Genomic DNA, 16,265 nt, shown 5'->3' on the forward strand with positions numbered 1-16,265 from the left:
AAACCCGCTTTGCTGAAATTAAAGATTGTTGTTTATTTAACTAAAGTATAACTCTTTGGAACTTTAAACGGAAATTCAAGTGGAACATTGCCATCAATCTTAACAAACTGCAAACTGATATTGATCTTCTTTGTTCCGGATAGGGTATTAATTTGAAGGGCACTCGGGAAAAGTGATTCGTTTAACTTTTGATAATCCGTGTAAGTTACTTTAAGTGCCTGCCCGTTTTTAGTATCGTTCAGATTGGTTTCTGCAACTTTAAAAAGCGTATTAAAGAGTAAGCGGTAATCCAAATTCTGCTTCGTTCCGGAAACTAACCAGACATTATTCTCCTTTTTAACAGTCGACTGTGCAGTTAAAAACTCGTTTGCTGCGTTTCCAGTTAAAATGGCTTGCAGGGTATTGAAATTCACCTGCTTATTGGTAAAGTTATAGATGTAGCTGAATGGCTTACTGAGATACTGGCTTTTAGCCCGATTCATAATTTTAATACTATCAGGCGTTATTAAAGCCCGTGCGGGTTCATATGCACCTCCAAGCGCCGTGATACTCACCCAGATCACTTCTTTATCCTTTATGCGGAAGTTCATGGTCACATCATTCGCATCACCTGCTATATCGAGGGTAGCCTTTGCTTTAAGGGAGAGCGTATTGAACTTCAGTTGTTTATTGTTTAAGAGCGTTAAGGCTTCAGTTTTTGAATTATCAACCTTGGTTTCGGTTGGCGCGGCAGGTGGTGCTACAACGATCTCTTTCTTTGGCTTACAGGCTGTTGCAAAAACAATTGACCCCAGTAACAACGCCCTATTTATAGTATTTCTTCTCATTAATCTTTTTATTTAAAACTTCTGATGCGTTTCCGGCATCTTTTGCTTTTATCCATTGTTCAACCGCCGCAGTTCTTTCACCTTTCATGTACAGGATATCGCCGTAATGCTCCAGATAAACACCGTTTTTGGCGCTATTGTTTTGTAGCGCTTTCTCAATCCAGGTTTGAGCAAGGTCGTATTTCTGCTGTTTAAAAAGGATAAATGCGTAAGTATCGTTAACCGACGAATTATTAGACAAGGCATTTGCAGCGGTGCCGGCATATTTCTCAGCTTTCACTAAGTCATCATTCCTCAACGCAAGGTAGTAAGCATAATTGTTCATGATAAGATAATTATCGGGTTCAATTTCTATTGCCTTTTCAAAAGCCATCTTAGCCTGAGAGAAATTATTCTGGTTGATATAGATATCTCCCTGAAGGGCATAAACCTGCGCCTGTAAGCTTTTGTTGTCAACATCCAGTTGAAGCGCCGTTTTTAAATTACTCAAAGCCAGAGGCGGTTTGCCGGTTTTGAACAAAGCATATGCTGCGAAATAGTATAAGCTTGCCTGATTGGGATATAAGGTAAGGGCCTCATCCGAGATCTTTACTGCATCTTCGTAGTGCCCCAGTAAGGTTTGAATGTTGATGATCTGCTCCCAGACAGCGTAAACCTGATCGTTTAGTTTTAAAGCTGCCTGATATTGTTGTAGGGCATCTTTCAGTTTATTCTGCTGATAAAGTACATCTCCGAATAAGGCAAGTGCTTTGGCATCGGATGGGTTTTTCTCGGCCACTAGTTTGCTTAATGCTGTTACATTTGTTGCTACAACGGGTTGATTCAAATTTGGAAACAATGCCGCAATGATCTTAATTTTATCAACTAAGGGCATTTCATTGCTTTCAAATGCGAGTTTTAAGGAAGCAAAAGCCGCGTCATCATTTTTTTGTTTCCTGTAAATATCAGCGAGTGCCAGGTTGATTTCGTAATTTCCGGGCTCAAGCTGCCGGGCCTTCAGAAGAACTTTTGATGCTTCCTGAAGGTTATCCTTTTGTAAAAGCAGCCCTGCAGCATATAAATAGTTTTTAACATCGGCCTGATTTCCTTCAAGCAACTTTACAATGTCGCTTTCGCTGGCACTCCCATTCCCCTGTAGTCTTCTCTGAGCAAGCTGCAATTCCCTGGACTGGCCGAACTTACTTTCAATTTGATTGTACACCGCTTTGGCATCCTCTGCTTTATTGGAGAGGAACAGCGCATTTGCCTTATCGAAATAATAGGCATCGTTTTCCGGATTAATGCGGATGAGCTGATTGAAAGCTTCTACCAACGCAGGCATGTTGTTGTTACGCTTGTATATCTCCACCAGCAAACGATAATACCATTGATTGTTAGTATTTAAGCTTATGGCTTTTTTAATATTGATCTCCGCTTCCGTTAACTTTTCCATCCGGAGATTGGCATTGGCCAGTTCGAAATACGCCGCATGATTTTTAGGATCAATGCCAACTAACTTATTGAAGTTTGTGGCGGCGTTGCTGTAGTTTTCAGACATTTTCTCACGCAGCCCGGCGAAAAAAAGCTGCTTTACCATGTTGCTGTCTCTATCTGCATTAGATACAACAGGCATTTGAGCGAAAGCTTTTCCACCGAAACTTAATACTGCAAGAAAAATATACTTCTTCATGTTATTAATTTAAACAAACACTAGCGCTTCAATATTTTTACAAGATCATTCCGTTCAAAATATGCTGCCCCGGCAACAAAGGCAATCAGCATGGCATTTCCAATATAAATATTTCTGTTGAAAATGAAAAATGATGAAAACACCAACACAATAGATATGATCAGGTAAGTGAGGATTTTTTTAAGGTTATATGGAATCGGATAATATTTCTGCCCAAGAATATAAGAGATGATCATCATGGTGCCATAGGTAGCCATTGATACCCAGGCAGAGCCCATATAACTAAACTTTGGAATAAGCAAAACATTGAAAACAACTGTGATTACGGCACCCACTAAAGAAATATATAACCCAAACCTGGTTTGATCTGAAAGCCTGTACCAGATGGACAGGTTCATGTAGATTCCTAAACAAACATAGCCAACAAGCAGATAAGGCACTGCCGGCAGGCCTACCCAATACTCAGCCAGGTGTTTTGCATCGCGACTGATAAAATATTTTAGTATTTCAATATTTGCGGTAAGTGCAACAAATAATATGGAAAGTGCAATTACAAAATATTCGAGAATTTTGGCATAGGTAACCTTAGCATTTTCATTCTTAGCGTAACTGAAAAAGAATGGCTCTGCACCTAGTCTGAAAGCCATATTGAAGATACTCAAAAAGATAGCCAGTTTACACACTGCGCCATAGATACCTACCTGCGTTTCAGTTGTAAACCTATCCAGAAGAATTTTATCTAAATTTTCATTAATGATAAACGAAAGATTAGCCACCAACACCGGCCAGCTATACGATAGCATTTTCTTAAATAAATCACCGTCAAATTTGAACTGAACTTTCAGAAACTCGGGTACAAGCAACAGAAAGGTAAAACCACTGGCAATCAGATTGGCAATGAAAACATAACCCACCCATTTATCACGGAACCAGGATTGAAAAAAAGATGTCCCGGGAAGATGATGGGAGATAATGAATGGAATTCCATAGATAAAAAACAAACTCAGTAAAACATAACTCAGGATATTAACAAACTTAATGATGCTATACCTGAAAGGTTTTCCATCTGCTCTTATCCTGGCGAAAGGGATTACACAAATTGCATCTGAAAACAATAACCATAAAAAATATTGAACATACCTTTTTTGGTCCTGATAATGCGACATGTTATTATTTAAAAGCCACTTGGTAATGCTTTCCGTAAAAACCAGTCCGGTAAGGAGAAACAGGGTAGAAATGAAAGCAACGATCAGAAAGGAGTTATTGTAAACCTGCTGCTTTTTATCTTCATGTTTATTCAGATACCTGAAAAAGGTAGTTTCCATTCCAAAAGCAAGTATGGCGTTAATCATTGACGCATAGGCATACATCTTAGTAAACACTCCTAATGCACTTGCGCCATAGCTTCTGGTGAAGATTGGGGTCAATATAAAATTGAGCAACCTTGAGGCAATGGTACTGATCCCATATACCATGGTTTGACCAATAAACTTCTTATATACAGACATTGTTGATTTTAATTGTTTGGCTGGTGAATATTGAGATTACCAAAGGAGATTTTTCTTTACCACCTCAAAGTTACGATAGCCTTTAAGCTCGTCATCGTTTATTTCCAATCCATCAACCACCGACTTCTCAGGGCCTTCTTTGCACCAGTCGATAAAAGCATCTAAAATAAATGGCTCGGCTTCAGCCTCAATATATACAGACCCATCCTTTTCATTTTTTACAAAACCCTTAATACCCATTTGATCGGCTACAGCCTTTGTGCTCGCCCTGAAGAATACTCCCTGCACTTTACCGGTAACTTTAATATTGATGTGTTTCATTAAGGGTGTGTCTTTTTTTTTGAAAGTTTTTATTTTTATGGTTACAAAGTTACTAATCAGGTTTTATAACATCAGGTCATTTATCAAATATCAAAATTATAACGATAACCCTGTGTGGGGTTAGGTAAATGCCTCAGGAAATTAATAAGCCGACAATCCCGGAAACGTATATTAAATGAGTTTAAGTACTTCATCGCGCTCAATCAGGAAATCTTCTGATAAATGAATTAAGTTAAGGCCTGGCGATTTCCCAACCTCAATAGTCCCTAACTGATCCTGCAGGCCTAAAAACTCAGCACCATTTTTCGTTGCCCACGACAATAGTGTTTCAAAACTTACATTTTTCCGTTCCTGCAAAATCTTCATTTCAGATAAAATGTTCAGCTTGTGGTTGCTCGCTAAACTATCTGTTCCAAGCGTAATTTTCAGGTCTTCCGCCATCAGCAGATCAACATCAGGCAAAGCATTTTCGATGTATAGATTGGCCAGCGGGCAAAGACACCAATATAAATCAGGGTGATTTTGTTTAGCAAACTCAACATCGCCTTTTCCGGACATGGTATTGTGAACCAGGAGGGTTTTCTGACTGGTGCTATAGGGTAGCCAGCTTGGCAACGAGGTTTTCCCGGTTGGCTTAAAAAAGGCAATATCTAAACCTAAGAATTCGTAAAGGCCCAGAAAACCTCCTGTTTTGGATTCGAAGAATAAATTCTCGTTTACAGTTTCCTGATTATGTATACTGATAAAAGCATTTTCTTTTTCTGCACAATGGTTGATGAGCTCAAAGAGCGCCGGAGACACAGAATACGGCGCATGTGGAACAACCGAAGCCGGAAGAGGGGCGAAATCATTCTTAATTCCCAGAGCATACTCCATAATGGCGGTTGCCCTTTGGGGATTGAAACCCATGGCTTCCACAAAAGTATGGTAGTAAATCTGGCTTTTCTGCTTGACTGCTTTCGATATCAGTTGATTGGAAATATCTCCAACGGCTACAATGCCATTATCGAACATTTGCTGATCAGCTTGCAACATCGCATTCTGAATTTGCACAGAGTCAGCCTGCCTGCTTTTGATAATGGTTTGTACAAACTCTACCAGGCCTGTATTTTCAGGAACCCGCCCCAGCATGTGCGACAACTCCAGATGACAGTGCGTATTCACAAAGCCCGGCACTATTGCACCGGCATGCCTTAAAACTGATAAACCGAGCGACTCTGCATTTTTTAACGTTAATAATTGGATTATTCTCCCTTCAGAATCAACAGCAACGACCCCATTCCGTATAGGTGATTGATCTACGGGGAACACCCAGTCGGCAGAAAAGTATTTTACCATATTGCAAATTAAGCGGAATATGAGGTTGCAAAAAAATTATTCTTTTTAAGCCTGCTTAATATGATGCTAAAATGAATTAGATTGAATGTCCGGCTGGACTAAAGATGAAAAAGAGCCTCCTATCGGAATCGAACCAATGACCTACTGATTACAAGTCAGTTGCTCTACCAGCTGAGCTAAGGAGGCTTTTAATCGGGCTGCAATGATAGAAAAAATATTTCTTTTCAAAAAATAATTTAATAAAAAAAGCAATGAAATTGGTAGCGTTATGTAGCCCTTCACCCCAACCTGTGGAGAATCTCCACAACCCATATTTTGTGGTACACAAATAAAATACTCATAATTAGCAATTTACGCAATCATGTTGCTTTGGCACCATTATGAAACATTAGCAAGTATTGTTACACAAATTAAATTTTAAAAGTTATATACTATGAAAAAGTTCATTTTATCAGCTACATTTTTAGCTTTCGCAGGTTTCTCAGCAGTTCAGGCAAGTGAAGTAAAAGATTTAAAATCAGCTGCAATTGTTGCAGTTCAAGATAGCGCAGTAAAAACTCCGGTTAAACTGGAAGAATTGCCAGAGCCTGTAACTACAGCATTAAAATCTGACGCATATAAAGGCTGGACGGCAACTGAAGCGTGGTCGGTTAAAGAAGGTACTAAAGAGTACTATTTAATCAACGTGAAAAAAGAAGCAGAAACTGGCTCAGTAAAAATCGATAAAGACGGTAAACCAGTTCAATAATAAACTGCCCGTAACCAAGGCATAATCAACCTGACGCGTGGCCAACAGGCCACGCATCATTAAATCATAATCACGAAATTGCTAACCACAATTTCATAACATTTAAATAATAAGACGATGAAAAAGTTCATATTATCAGCTGCGTTCTTAGCTTTTGCGGGATTCTCAGCAGTACAGGCAAGTGAAGTAAATACAATTAAAAATGTTGCAATCGTTGCAGTTCAGGATAGTGCAGTAAAAACTCCGGTTAAACTGGAGGAGTTACCAGAACCAGTTACAACCGCATTAAAATCTGATGCATATAAAGGCTGGACGGCAACTGAAGCATGGTCAGTGAAAGAAGGTACAAAAGAATACTACCTGATTAATGTTAAAAAAGAAGCAGAAACAGGATCAGTGAAAATTGATAAAGACGGTAAGCCCGTACAATAACCCCAAATATTACATCTACCTAGTATAAGAAAAGCCGGTTTTTAACTGGCTTTTCTTATTTTTGTTGTATGGCGAGAATCCTGATTTTAGAAGACGATACAACTTTTGCGCAGTTACTTGACGGTTTTTTAACTAAAAATGGCCACGAGATTTCTCTTGTAACCAGCATTAAGCAATGTGTTAAATTAATTGAAAATCAGGAATTTGATTTGTGCCTGATCGATTATCGCTTGCCCGATGGAATTGGATTTGAGGTGATTACACATACCCGGAACTTGGGTTTGAGTGTACCGATTATCATTATGACCAGCTTCAACGATGTTCGGACAGCTGTAAAATCCATGCAAATGGGCGCATTCGACTACATCACCAAGCCGGTTAATCCCGATGAACTTTTAATGGTTATTAAAGATTCTTTAAATAAGAAGGATCACAAAACGATAACACCTGACAATGCTGATGAGGATTTTATTAAGGGTAAAAGCGCAATTGCCGACCGCCTGTATGAGCACATTGCATTGGTAGCCCCAACAGACATGTCGGTTATTATTCAGGGAGAAAGTGGTACGGGCAAAGAATTTGCAGCAAGAACATTGCATCAGCAGAGTAAGAGGGCCGACAAACCTTTCGTAGCCATTGATTGTGGCGCATTATCGAAAGATCTGGCAGCCAGTGAACTGTTCGGCCATATGAAGGGCGCATTTACGGGCGCGTTGAACGATAAAAAAGGTCAGTTTGAAGCAGCCAATGGTGGAACTTTATTTTTAGATGAAGTTGGAAACCTGAGTTATGAAGTACAGATAAAATTGTTGCGCGCTTTACAGGAAAGGGTAATACAGCCATTGGGGAGTACCAAACAGGTATCAGTTGATGTGAGGATAGTAACCGCTACAAATGATGACTTAATTAACAGTATATCTGGCGGCGAGTTCAGAGAAGATTTATATCATCGCCTAAACGAGTTTAAAATTCAACTTCCGGCTTTAAGGGAAAGAGGGGGTGATCTGGAACTCTTCATCACCCACTTTATCCGTTTATCCAACCGTGATCTGGATCGTAATGTAAAAAGCATATCGGCCGAAGCCAAATCGCTATTATTAAACTACGACTGGCCTGGTAACCTTCGTGAGCTAAGTAATGTAATCAAACGGATGGTATTATTGACACCAGGAGATGTTGCGCAGCTTAGCGCACTTCCTGATGAAATGACTATTGCAGTTAACCAGCAAACTATGCCTGGAAGTCCATCTGATTTGAAGGCTTTGAATGAAGTAAATGAGAAAGCGCTCATTGCAGAAGCATTGATCAAGGCAAAATATAATAAATCCAAAGCAGCAAAAATGTTGAATATCGACCGGAAGACGTTATATGCTAAGATGGAGCGATATGGCATTGAGTAATAAGTAAACGGATTCCGCTTGCATCTTCCATCGTTTTCATACCTTTGTTCAACATATGCAGGGCTTAGTTATAAAATCTACAGGAAGTTGGTACAGTGTTCTGGCTGATGATGGCGAACGCTATGATTGCCGTATTGTAGGGAAATTCAGAATTAAAGGAATTAAAACCACAAACCCCATTGCCGTTGGCGACCGGGTAAAGTTTGAGCTGGAAAGAGACAGTAATCAGGGCTTAATCAACGAACTGCTGCAACGGAAAAACTACATTATCCGAAAATCCATCAATTTAAGTAAACAAGCCCAGATCCTGGCGGCAAATCTGGATATGGCAATCCTGCTGGTTACACTTGCCTCCCCCAGAACTTCATTGGGATTTATTGATAGATTTCTGGTGACTGCAGAAGCCTATGATGTACCTGCAGTTCTTGTTTTTAACAAACTGGATTTATTTAGTAAAGAGGGATTGGAAATTCTTCAGGAATTTAAAGATATCTATGAAAACATTGGTTATCCATGTTATGAAGTATCAGCACTTAAGGGCATCAATATTCCGGTAATTCAGGAATTGATTACAGATAAAATCACCTTGATATCAGGCCACTCGGGAGTGGGAAAATCGAGTCTTATCAATGCTCTTCTACCCGACCGCGATTTGCGGACAGGTGAAGTATCTGACTGGAGTGATAAAGGACAGCATACCACCACCTTTGCAGAAATGTTTGAACTACCGCAGGGTGGCTTTATTGTAGACACGCCAGGCATAAGGGAATTGGGCATTATAGACATTGAAAAAGAAGAACTCGGACATTTCTTTCCAGAAATATTTAAAACATCACACGATTGCCGCTTTAATAACTGCCGGCACATTAATGAACCCGGATGCGCGGTGATGGAAGCTGTTGAAGCAGGTGAAATTGCCGGTTCCAGGTACGACAGTTACCTCAGTATTTACCATAACAACGATACCAGACATTAAGCAGAAAACTTTTGCATTTTACCCTTGGTTAAAAATTAAATATGAAATTCAAACTTGGAGATTTTGTCCGTTTTGTTGATGAAAAACGAGAAGGTTATGTTACCAGAATTATTGATGCACAAACACTTGGTGTAACTGATGAAGATGGTTTTGAAATTCCGGTTGCGATTAGCAATCTAACCTCAGTTCATGGCTTCGGCGAAACTGCAACAGACCAGGATACACCGAAGCCAGTTCAGGTAAATGCACCATCCATCCACAAATTCGAAAACGGAATCTACGTTGCTGTAGCAACCGATAACAAAGCGGGAAATGTAGTGCATTTTCATTTGGTAAACCAGCTGCCCATGGTGCTGCTGGCAAGCCTGACCAGCGAAAAAAAAGCTAAATATGCCGGACTGTACCATGGCATAGTTCAAAATGGTCAGGCTACTTTAATACATTCAGCTTCGCTGGCTGATTTAGACCTTTGGCCCGAATTTATTTTTCAGATGCTGGTTTTTAGCAAAAATGACATCAAACCTGCTAATCCACTCGTGATACACAAAAAGTTCAGGGCCAAAGATTTCTCTACTGAGCAAAAAGAACTACCATACCTAAAAAATAAGGGCTGGCTTATTCGCCTGGACGATATTGCGCAGGTCACCATCGACCCGCAAAAATTGAAAGAAAGTTTTTATAAATCACCTGCCGAAAAGAAAACCGTAGATATCCCTGCGAAAGAAATCGACCTGCATATTGAAACACTTCGCGATGACCACCATTTTCTGGAGACAGACGAGATATTACAGATTCAGCTTAATCATTTTCAAAATGCACTGGATGCAGCGATTGTCCATCATTTCGATAAAATTATTTTCATCCATGGAACAGGCAACGGAACTTTACGGAACAAAATCCATAAACTGATCAGCATGAATCCACATATCAAAACTTATATGGATGCACAAAAAGAAAAGTTTGGTTACGGAGCAACTGAGATTGTATTTAAATAACAAAATATCAGAGTAATGATGAATTTAAACTTGTTTATTTACAGATAGCAAATCCATCAAAACTCTAAAATTAATATGATAGCGTTATTGCTGAGGGCTTCCAGTTCTACCTGTTCGGTATCCCAAAGCGATAAACTATCTCTGGCATGCAGGAGTCTGCCTTCAATTTCAAATGCACCATCGATAACGATACAAAAGAATTTACTTTGATTATTTTGCATGCTGTAGATGGCTTCCTTACGTCCTGCAAAAATACCTGCACTAAGCTTAAAGGGAAGTTTAAAATGCGATATCACCGGGATCAGCTGGTTCGGGTTTTTTTCAAAATCAAAATTAAACAGCATATCACGGGCACGCAGCAAAAACATATCAGTGTTTATGCCGAGTTGTATATAGTTGACCACGTCGTTCGCATAGGGATTACTAATCTCCAATACTTCACCCTTGCCTGAATTAAGGACCTGTACTTGGCCGGTGTCTACTGAAAACTCGTTTCCACCTTGCACAATGTCGATTCCTCCGGTTACCGGAAAGAAAATCTGGTAAGCGTCTTGTTTTGACAGGAAGAAATTGAGCTTTCCTCCCGCTATAGATTCGTCATTGCATAGAAACAAATCCCCATATGGCGCTCTGTGTTCATTATAATACTTTTCAAAATTGAAAGTGCTGTATCTTCTTAATATAGCGGTTTCAGCAAATCCGCGCTGATCGGCCAAAAAGATCTGGCCAGGTATAAGTGCCATAAATTTAACTTAAGTCTTTAATTGAATGAATGCTGATAAATGGCTGCAGCTGGAAAAGATTGGTAAAAATCTCTTCGCCTTCCAGGGTTTGTTCCAGAGAGACAAGCAACTGATTGTCGACAGTATCATGCCAAACCATTGGTTTCGAAAAAAAGTTAATGGCGATTTTATGCCTTTCAATATCATTAATATCAGAGTTAATAATCTCAAATTTGAAATTTTCGAAGGTTAGAAACCGCCTTCCTAAATTATCGAGTACATCGGGGATAATACCATTTAACTGACGCAGATATCCTGTAACCGCTGCACTTACCAGAAAATGAAGCTTATCTGCTCCTGGTACATTGATTAATAACTCGGCGAAGGTATTATATTTCAGCTCCTGATTATACAATTGCGATTGCATTTTAAATTCCAGAAAACTGTCTTCATGCACAAATTTGTCCCAGGGATTTGCATTCGAGTCGTCGATTATTTTTCGGTAGCAGAGAATAATTATTTTCTTAGGCATGGCATAAAATTAAAAAAGACGTCAGGAAATCCTAACGTCTGATTGAAAATAAAAAAATATAAGGATATTACGCTTTTACGTTTAGCTTAAAAGTAAGATCGAAACCTGCAGCAAGCGTACCTGTAACTGCAGCAATCTGTACTCCTGTTTTATCGTCACTAAATATATTGTCGGCATTGTTGTAAGTATAACCGGTTAATCCTTTGGAATATCCGTTTACCAATGCAAGCGAGGTACCCGATCCTTCAGGAAAGGCGATTTGGGTAACATTTAATGATGTACCTGCTGCATTGTAAACATGCACATGTATATGTGTTGCGCGCCCGCTGTACCAGCCGGGGAAAATAGATGTAAAAGTTACCAGACCATTTGAATCGGTAGTTTGGCGCCCACGCAGAAAGTGAACAGACTGATAGTTGGTGGATTGCATACTGGTACCGCCATATTCTGAATAATTACCTTCTGCATCACAATGCCAGATATCTACAATTGCACCGGCTAAGGCTGCACAACTATTATTGAGGTTACCAATGGTAATTTTAGCTGTTAACTTATAGCCTGTGCGTCCATCGGTGATATCGCTGCGTACATAAGATGCTGGGCTCTTTGTAGGGAAAGGCCCTTCTGTTTCTGTTGGTGCAACTGTACAGGTACCATTTGTACTTGCCGTTGTACCTGCACTGCCTGATCCCGATGTTGTACCGTCGTCACTAATGCTGCTCTTTTTGCAGGCTTCGATGATTACCGGAGTGGAGACTGCCCCAATCATCAAACTTCTGATGAAATTTTTTCTTTCCATGGCTAGACTGATTTGTTTCGTTAAATAAATTTAAGAAGAAACCCTGGTGTAACGACGATGTGACGATATATGACAGAATTGTATCGTTAAACATTAAATTGTTTAACCTAAAAACGAGAAATGTTAAAGGCATTATGCAGAAGCTGAATTTGAGGTACAGTTTTTGACCGGATGTAATTTCTTTTTATAAAAGATTAAAACTAGCTTTGCCGCAAATTAATGAAACACCTCGTTACCATATCTCTTGTATTCTTTAGCTTAACACACCTGGCAAAAGCCGAGCGCGTTGAAGGGCTTAGGATATTGAATGAATACTGTAATGAGCACAAAATGAGTGTTAATGATACCGGCAGAACCACAGTTCAGCTCAATGATGACCGGAATCCTTATTTGTTATCTTACAGCAAACTTGCTTTAATTGGCACACAGGCACCATTAAAAGTTGCAAAACATGTTTGTGCAGATCAGATAATTGCTGACCTTACCATTCGAAAAAAGCCGAAAAACAACAGTCCATAGTTTTTTGTCAAAAAATCTGATTAAGATTTTACCCACCCCATATCACTCAATAACAGCCAAATTGACTTGTAAAGAGCAAAGGCCTGGTTATTGAAATTCAATTTTATTAATATACAATACGATTTAAAATATAATGTTAGGATTTTTAGCAAAGATTTTCGGAAGTAAATCTGAAAGAGATATAAAGGCTATTCAGCCATTAGTAATTCAAATAAATGAACAATACAGCAAACTATCTGCGCTGAGTAATGATGAGCTTCGTGGTAAAACCATTCAGTTTAAAGAAAAAATTTCGGAGTTCTTAACGGAAATTGATGGTAAAATCGCGGCATTAAAATCTGATGCAGAAAATGAAGAACTTGATCTTCATGAAAAAACAGCCATTTATGATCAGGTTGATGCATTAGGTAAAGACCGTGATGCTGAACTGGAGAAAGTGCTCCTGGAAATTTTACCTGAAGCTTTTGCAGTAGTAAAGGAAACTTCACGTCGTTTAAGTGAAAACGACTACCTGGAAGTTACGGCAACGGAGTTTGACAGGAATTATGCAGCACGCAGAAACAACGTTAAAATAGTTGGCGATAAGGCGCAGTGGGCCAATAAGTGGGATGCTGCCGGTACTGAAGTAGCCTGGAACATGGTTCACTACGATGTGCAGTTAATTGGTGGTATAGTTTTACATAGCGGTAAAATTGCCGAGATGGCTACCGGTGAGGGTAAAACCCTGGTAAGTACATTGCCTGCATACTTAAACGCACTGGCAGGTCAGGGTGTTCACATCGTTACGGTGAATGATTATCTTGCCCGACGTGATAGTGAATGGAATGGTCCTTTATTTGAATTTCACGGTCTGTCTGTAGACTGTATTGATAAGCATGAGCCCAACTCTGAAGAGAGACGAAGAGCTTACGCTGCAGATATTACTTACGGAACCAATAATGAATTCGGATTCGATTACCTTCGTGACAATATGTCGCAAACACCGGATCAACTGGTGCAGCGTAAATTGCATTTTGCAATGGTGGATGAGGTCGATTCAGTATTAATTGATGATGCCCGTACACCTTTAATTATTTCAGGCCCGATTCCGCATGGCGATCAGCATGAATTTTACGAGTTGAAACCACGCATTGAGCGTTTGGTTAATGCACAAAAAGCTTATGTTACCCAGGCATTAAATGAAGCAAAGAAATTAATTAATGCAGGTAACACAGGAACTGAAGAAGGTGAAGGTGGTTTAGCATTATTACGTGCTTACCGTGGTTTACCAAAAAACAAGGCACTAATTAAATTCTTAAGTGAAAGCGGTGTTCGCGGACTGTTATTGAAAACTGAGAACCATTACATGGCCGATCAGTCTAAGAATATGCCGAAAGTAGATTCTGAATTGTTTTTCTATATTGATGAAAAAAACAATCAGGTTGAGCTTACTGAAAAAGGTATCGAACTGATTACGCAATCAGGAGAAGACCCTCATTTCTTTGTATTGCCGGATGTTGGTACTGAAGTAGCAGAACTGGAAAAATCTGCATTACCTCTGGAAGATAAAGTTGTACAGAAAGATGCTTTAATGCGCGACTATTCAGTAAAAGCTGAGCGTATCCACTCGGTGAACCAGTTATTGAAAGCCTATACCTTATTTGAGATTGATGTGGAATACATCATCGATGAAGGAAAGATTAAAATTGTTGATGAGCAAACCGGCCGTATTATGGATGGCCGCCGTTACTCAGACGGATTGCATCAGGCTATTGAGGCTAAGGAAAATGTTAAAGTTGAAGATGCCACACAAACCTATGCAACTGTAACCTTGCAGAACTATTTCCGGATGTACCACAAACTTTGCGGTATGACGGGTACAGCTACTACAGAAGCGGGTGAGTTCTGGTCGATCTATAAATTAGATGTTGTTGAAATTCCAACCAACAGAAATATATCCAGACAGGATGAACAGGATTACGTTTACCGTACTGTTCGTGAAAAGTACAATGCTGTAGCGGATGAGATTGTAAAATTAACGCAGGCAGGTCGCCCGGTACTGGTAGGTACAACTTCGGTTGAAATCTCTGAGCTATTAAGCCGCATGCTTAAACTTCGCGGAATAAAACACAATGTGCTAAATGCGAAGATGCACCAGAAAGAGGCAGATATTGTTGCCGAAGCCGGACAGGCAGGTCAGGTAACCATTGCAACCAACATGGCTGGTCGTGGAACGGATATTAAACTGGGTGCTGGTGTTAAAGATGCCGGTGGTTTAGCCATCGTAGGTACTGAACGTCACGAATCCCGTCGTGTAGACAGGCAGTTACGCGGTCGTGCAGGTCGTCAGGGTGATCCGGGTTCATCTCAGTTCTTTGTTTCTCTTGAAGATAACCTAATGCGTTTATTTGGTTCTGAAAGAATATCAGGTATTATGGTGCGTATGGGAATTGAAGATGGAGAAGTAATTCAGCATTCTATGATTACCAAATCTATTGAGCGCGCCCAGAAAAAAGTAGAAGAGAATAACTTTGGTATCCGTAAACGTTTACTGGAGTACGACGATGTGATGAATTCTCAACGTACTGTGATTTACGCTAAACGTAAAAATGCCTTGTTTGGTGAGCGTTTGGATGTGGATATGAACAATATGGTTTTCGATGTAGCCGAAGATATTGTTACGGAATATAAAGAAGAAGCGAATTACGAAGGTTTTAAACTGGAAGTAATTAAAAACTTCTCTGTTGATACTGCCATTACAGAAAAAGATTTCACTTCAACCAACATTGCACAGTTAACGGAAAGATTATTCGAGGAAGCTGAAGCATTTTACAGCAGAAAGTCTGAAGCCATTATCCAGCAATCATTACCTGTATTAACTCAGGTTTATGAAGAACGCGGTCAGCATATCGAACAGATTGTGGTTCCTTTTACAGATGGCATCCGCGGTATTCAGGTGGCTGTTGATTTGAAAAAAGCAATTGATAACAAAGGAAAAGAAGTTGTACGTTCATTTGAAAAAACAATTGTTTTAGCCTTAATAGACGATAGCTGGAAAGAGCATTTACGTGAAATGGATGACTTGAAGCAATCAGTTCAAAATGCTGTTTATGAGCAAAAAGATCCGTTGGTAATTTATAAAATGGAAGCATTCAACTTATTCAAAAGCATGCTGAATTCGGTGAATAAAGAAGTGGTAAGCTTCCTGTATAAAGGTGGAATCCCTGTTCAGCAAGATCCGGAACAAGTTAAAGAAGCTCCGGCACCTGTTAAACAGCCAAAGTTACAAACCACCAAACAAGAGTTTGGACGTGAAGAACCAGGTATTGAATTTGGCGACACGCGCGAAGCGGTTCCGCAACAACCTGTTCGCAAAGAAGCAACAGTTGGCCGTAATGAACCCTGCCCTTGTGGTAGCGGCAAGAAATACAAAAATTGCCACGGGGCGAATTTGTAAGTAAATTACTGTTAAATTATAGAAGCCTTTTCGATTTGATCGA

The 16,265-nt window shown here is 39.7% G+C and carries 15 protein-coding genes and 1 tRNA gene; 7 read left to right on the plus strand and 9 right to left on the minus strand.

The window, feature by feature from the left end:
* Positions 1 to 32 precede the first annotated feature (32 nt).
* The 6 genes from lolB1 to AC570I_RS06310 form a co-directional block, all read right to left on the minus strand.
* Positions 33 to 827 carry a lipoprotein insertase outer membrane protein LolB1 gene (lolB1, locus tag AC570I_RS06285; protein WP_497404804.1) on the minus strand — a complete coding sequence of 265 codons (795 nt, stop codon included), beginning with the start codon at positions 825 to 827 and terminating at the stop codon, positions 33 to 35.
* Positions 805 to 2,496: a tetratricopeptide repeat protein gene (locus tag AC570I_RS06290; RefSeq protein ID WP_497404805.1), complete on the minus strand. Its 1,692-nt coding sequence runs from the start codon at positions 2,494 to 2,496 to the stop codon at positions 805 to 807. Before AC570I_RS06290 ends, lolB1 begins: the two co-directional genes overlap by 23 nt.
* A gap of 20 nt (positions 2,497 to 2,516) precedes the next feature.
* Positions 2,517 to 4,004, minus strand: coding sequence for an oligosaccharide flippase family protein (locus AC570I_RS06295; protein ID WP_497404806.1), 1,488 nt, complete (start codon positions 4,002 to 4,004; stop codon positions 2,517 to 2,519).
* Positions 4,005 to 4,040: 36 nt separating this feature from the next.
* The gene (locus tag AC570I_RS06300; RefSeq protein WP_497404807.1) at positions 4,041 to 4,325 is read right to left on the minus strand and encodes an acylphosphatase; all 285 of its coding nucleotides are present in this window, start codon (positions 4,323 to 4,325) and stop codon (positions 4,041 to 4,043) included.
* A gap of 171 nt (positions 4,326 to 4,496) precedes the next feature.
* A complete protein-coding gene (locus tag AC570I_RS06305; RefSeq protein ID WP_497404808.1) occupies positions 4,497 to 5,663 on the minus strand; it encodes an amidohydrolase family protein in 1,167 nt (388 codons plus the stop codon).
* A 113-nt stretch (positions 5,664 to 5,776) separates the two neighbouring features.
* Positions 5,777 to 5,849 (minus strand) — tRNA-Thr (locus AC570I_RS06310).
* Positions 5,850 to 6,096: 247 nt separating this feature from the next.
* Between AC570I_RS06310 and AC570I_RS06315 the strand changes: the two genes are divergently transcribed.
* The 5 genes from AC570I_RS06315 to AC570I_RS06335 all read left to right on the plus strand — a co-directional run bounded on the left by AC570I_RS06315 (position 6,097) and on the right by AC570I_RS06335 (position 10,214).
* Positions 6,097 to 6,411 (plus strand): hypothetical protein, encoded by a 315-nt coding sequence (locus AC570I_RS06315; RefSeq protein ID WP_047800117.1) that lies wholly within the window; start codon positions 6,097 to 6,099, stop codon positions 6,409 to 6,411.
* A gap of 117 nt (positions 6,412 to 6,528) precedes the next feature.
* Positions 6,529 to 6,843, plus strand: coding sequence for a hypothetical protein (locus AC570I_RS06320; RefSeq protein WP_497404809.1), 315 nt, complete (start codon positions 6,529 to 6,531; stop codon positions 6,841 to 6,843).
* A gap of 68 nt (positions 6,844 to 6,911) precedes the next feature.
* Complete coding sequence (locus AC570I_RS06325; RefSeq protein ID WP_497404810.1) at positions 6,912 to 8,243, plus strand: sigma-54-dependent transcriptional regulator; 1,332 nt, start codon at positions 6,912 to 6,914, stop codon at positions 8,241 to 8,243.
* Between the two features lie 55 nt (positions 8,244 to 8,298).
* Complete coding sequence (rsgA, locus tag AC570I_RS06330) at positions 8,299 to 9,219, plus strand: ribosome small subunit-dependent GTPase A (protein ID WP_497404811.1); 921 nt, start codon at positions 8,299 to 8,301, stop codon at positions 9,217 to 9,219.
* Between the two features lie 41 nt (positions 9,220 to 9,260).
* Positions 9,261 to 10,214, plus strand: coding sequence for a Smr/MutS family protein (locus AC570I_RS06335; protein ID WP_497404812.1), 954 nt, complete (start codon positions 9,261 to 9,263; stop codon positions 10,212 to 10,214).
* A 56-nt stretch (positions 10,215 to 10,270) separates the two neighbouring features.
* Here the strand turns inward: AC570I_RS06335 and AC570I_RS06340 are convergent, their stop codons facing one another.
* From AC570I_RS06340 to AC570I_RS06350, 3 genes are all read right to left on the minus strand, one after another.
* Positions 10,271 to 10,957, minus strand: a complete 687-nt coding sequence (locus AC570I_RS06340; protein ID WP_497404813.1) for a pirin family protein — start codon at positions 10,955 to 10,957, stop codon at positions 10,271 to 10,273.
* Positions 10,958 to 10,961: 4 nt separating this feature from the next.
* Entirely contained in the window at positions 10,962 to 11,468 is a 507-nt protein-coding gene (locus AC570I_RS06345; RefSeq protein WP_497404814.1) for a hypothetical protein, read from the minus strand.
* Positions 11,469 to 11,535: 67 nt separating this feature from the next.
* Positions 11,536 to 12,267 carry a dioxygenase family protein gene (locus AC570I_RS06350; RefSeq protein WP_047800110.1) on the minus strand — a complete coding sequence of 244 codons (732 nt, stop codon included), beginning with the start codon at positions 12,265 to 12,267 and terminating at the stop codon, positions 11,536 to 11,538.
* A 219-nt stretch (positions 12,268 to 12,486) separates the two neighbouring features.
* Here AC570I_RS06350 and AC570I_RS06355 point away from each other — a divergent pair, with 219 nt between their 5' ends.
* Together AC570I_RS06355 and secA are read left to right on the plus strand one after the other, a co-directional pair.
* Complete coding sequence (locus AC570I_RS06355; protein WP_047800109.1) at positions 12,487 to 12,786, plus strand: hypothetical protein; 300 nt, start codon at positions 12,487 to 12,489, stop codon at positions 12,784 to 12,786.
* A gap of 133 nt (positions 12,787 to 12,919) precedes the next feature.
* Positions 12,920 to 16,222 carry a preprotein translocase subunit SecA gene (secA, locus tag AC570I_RS06360; RefSeq protein ID WP_047800108.1) on the plus strand — a complete coding sequence of 1,101 codons (3,303 nt, stop codon included), beginning with the start codon at positions 12,920 to 12,922 and terminating at the stop codon, positions 16,220 to 16,222.
* Positions 16,223 to 16,265 lie beyond the last annotated feature (43 nt).

The sequence above is a fragment of the Pedobacter sp. A2324 genome (assembly GCF_059693705.1).

What these genes read in the sequence shown, in the direction of transcription:
- lolB1 (WP_497404804.1), bottom strand. Translation starts at nt 827, where the DNA reads ATGAGAAGAAATACTATAAATAGGGCGTTGTTACTGGGGTCAATTGTT.
- AC570I_RS06290 (WP_497404805.1), bottom strand. Translation starts at nt 2,496, where the DNA reads ATGAAGAAGTATATTTTTCTTGCAGTATTAAGTTTCGGTGGAAAAGCT.
- AC570I_RS06295 (WP_497404806.1), bottom strand. Translation starts at nt 4,004, where the DNA reads ATGTCTGTATATAAGAAGTTTATTGGTCAAACCATGGTATATGGGATC.
- AC570I_RS06300 (WP_497404807.1), bottom strand. Translation starts at nt 4,325, where the DNA reads ATGAAACACATCAATATTAAAGTTACCGGTAAAGTGCAGGGAGTATTC.
- AC570I_RS06305 (WP_497404808.1), bottom strand. Translation starts at nt 5,663, where the DNA reads ATGGTAAAATACTTTTCTGCCGACTGGGTGTTCCCCGTAGATCAATCA.
- AC570I_RS06315 (WP_047800117.1), top strand. Translation starts at nt 6,097, where the DNA reads ATGAAAAAGTTCATTTTATCAGCTACATTTTTAGCTTTCGCAGGTTTC.
- AC570I_RS06320 (WP_497404809.1), top strand. Translation starts at nt 6,529, where the DNA reads ATGAAAAAGTTCATATTATCAGCTGCGTTCTTAGCTTTTGCGGGATTC.
- AC570I_RS06325 (WP_497404810.1), top strand. Translation starts at nt 6,912, where the DNA reads ATGGCGAGAATCCTGATTTTAGAAGACGATACAACTTTTGCGCAGTTA.
- rsgA (WP_497404811.1), top strand. Translation starts at nt 8,299, where the DNA reads ATGCAGGGCTTAGTTATAAAATCTACAGGAAGTTGGTACAGTGTTCTG.
- AC570I_RS06335 (WP_497404812.1), top strand. Translation starts at nt 9,261, where the DNA reads ATGAAATTCAAACTTGGAGATTTTGTCCGTTTTGTTGATGAAAAACGA.
- AC570I_RS06340 (WP_497404813.1), bottom strand. Translation starts at nt 10,957, where the DNA reads ATGGCACTTATACCTGGCCAGATCTTTTTGGCCGATCAGCGCGGATTT.
- AC570I_RS06345 (WP_497404814.1), bottom strand. Translation starts at nt 11,468, where the DNA reads ATGCCTAAGAAAATAATTATTCTCTGCTACCGAAAAATAATCGACGAC.
- AC570I_RS06350 (WP_047800110.1), bottom strand. Translation starts at nt 12,267, where the DNA reads ATGGAAAGAAAAAATTTCATCAGAAGTTTGATGATTGGGGCAGTCTCC.
- AC570I_RS06355 (WP_047800109.1), top strand. Translation starts at nt 12,487, where the DNA reads ATGAAACACCTCGTTACCATATCTCTTGTATTCTTTAGCTTAACACAC.
- secA (WP_047800108.1), top strand. Translation starts at nt 12,920, where the DNA reads ATGTTAGGATTTTTAGCAAAGATTTTCGGAAGTAAATCTGAAAGAGAT.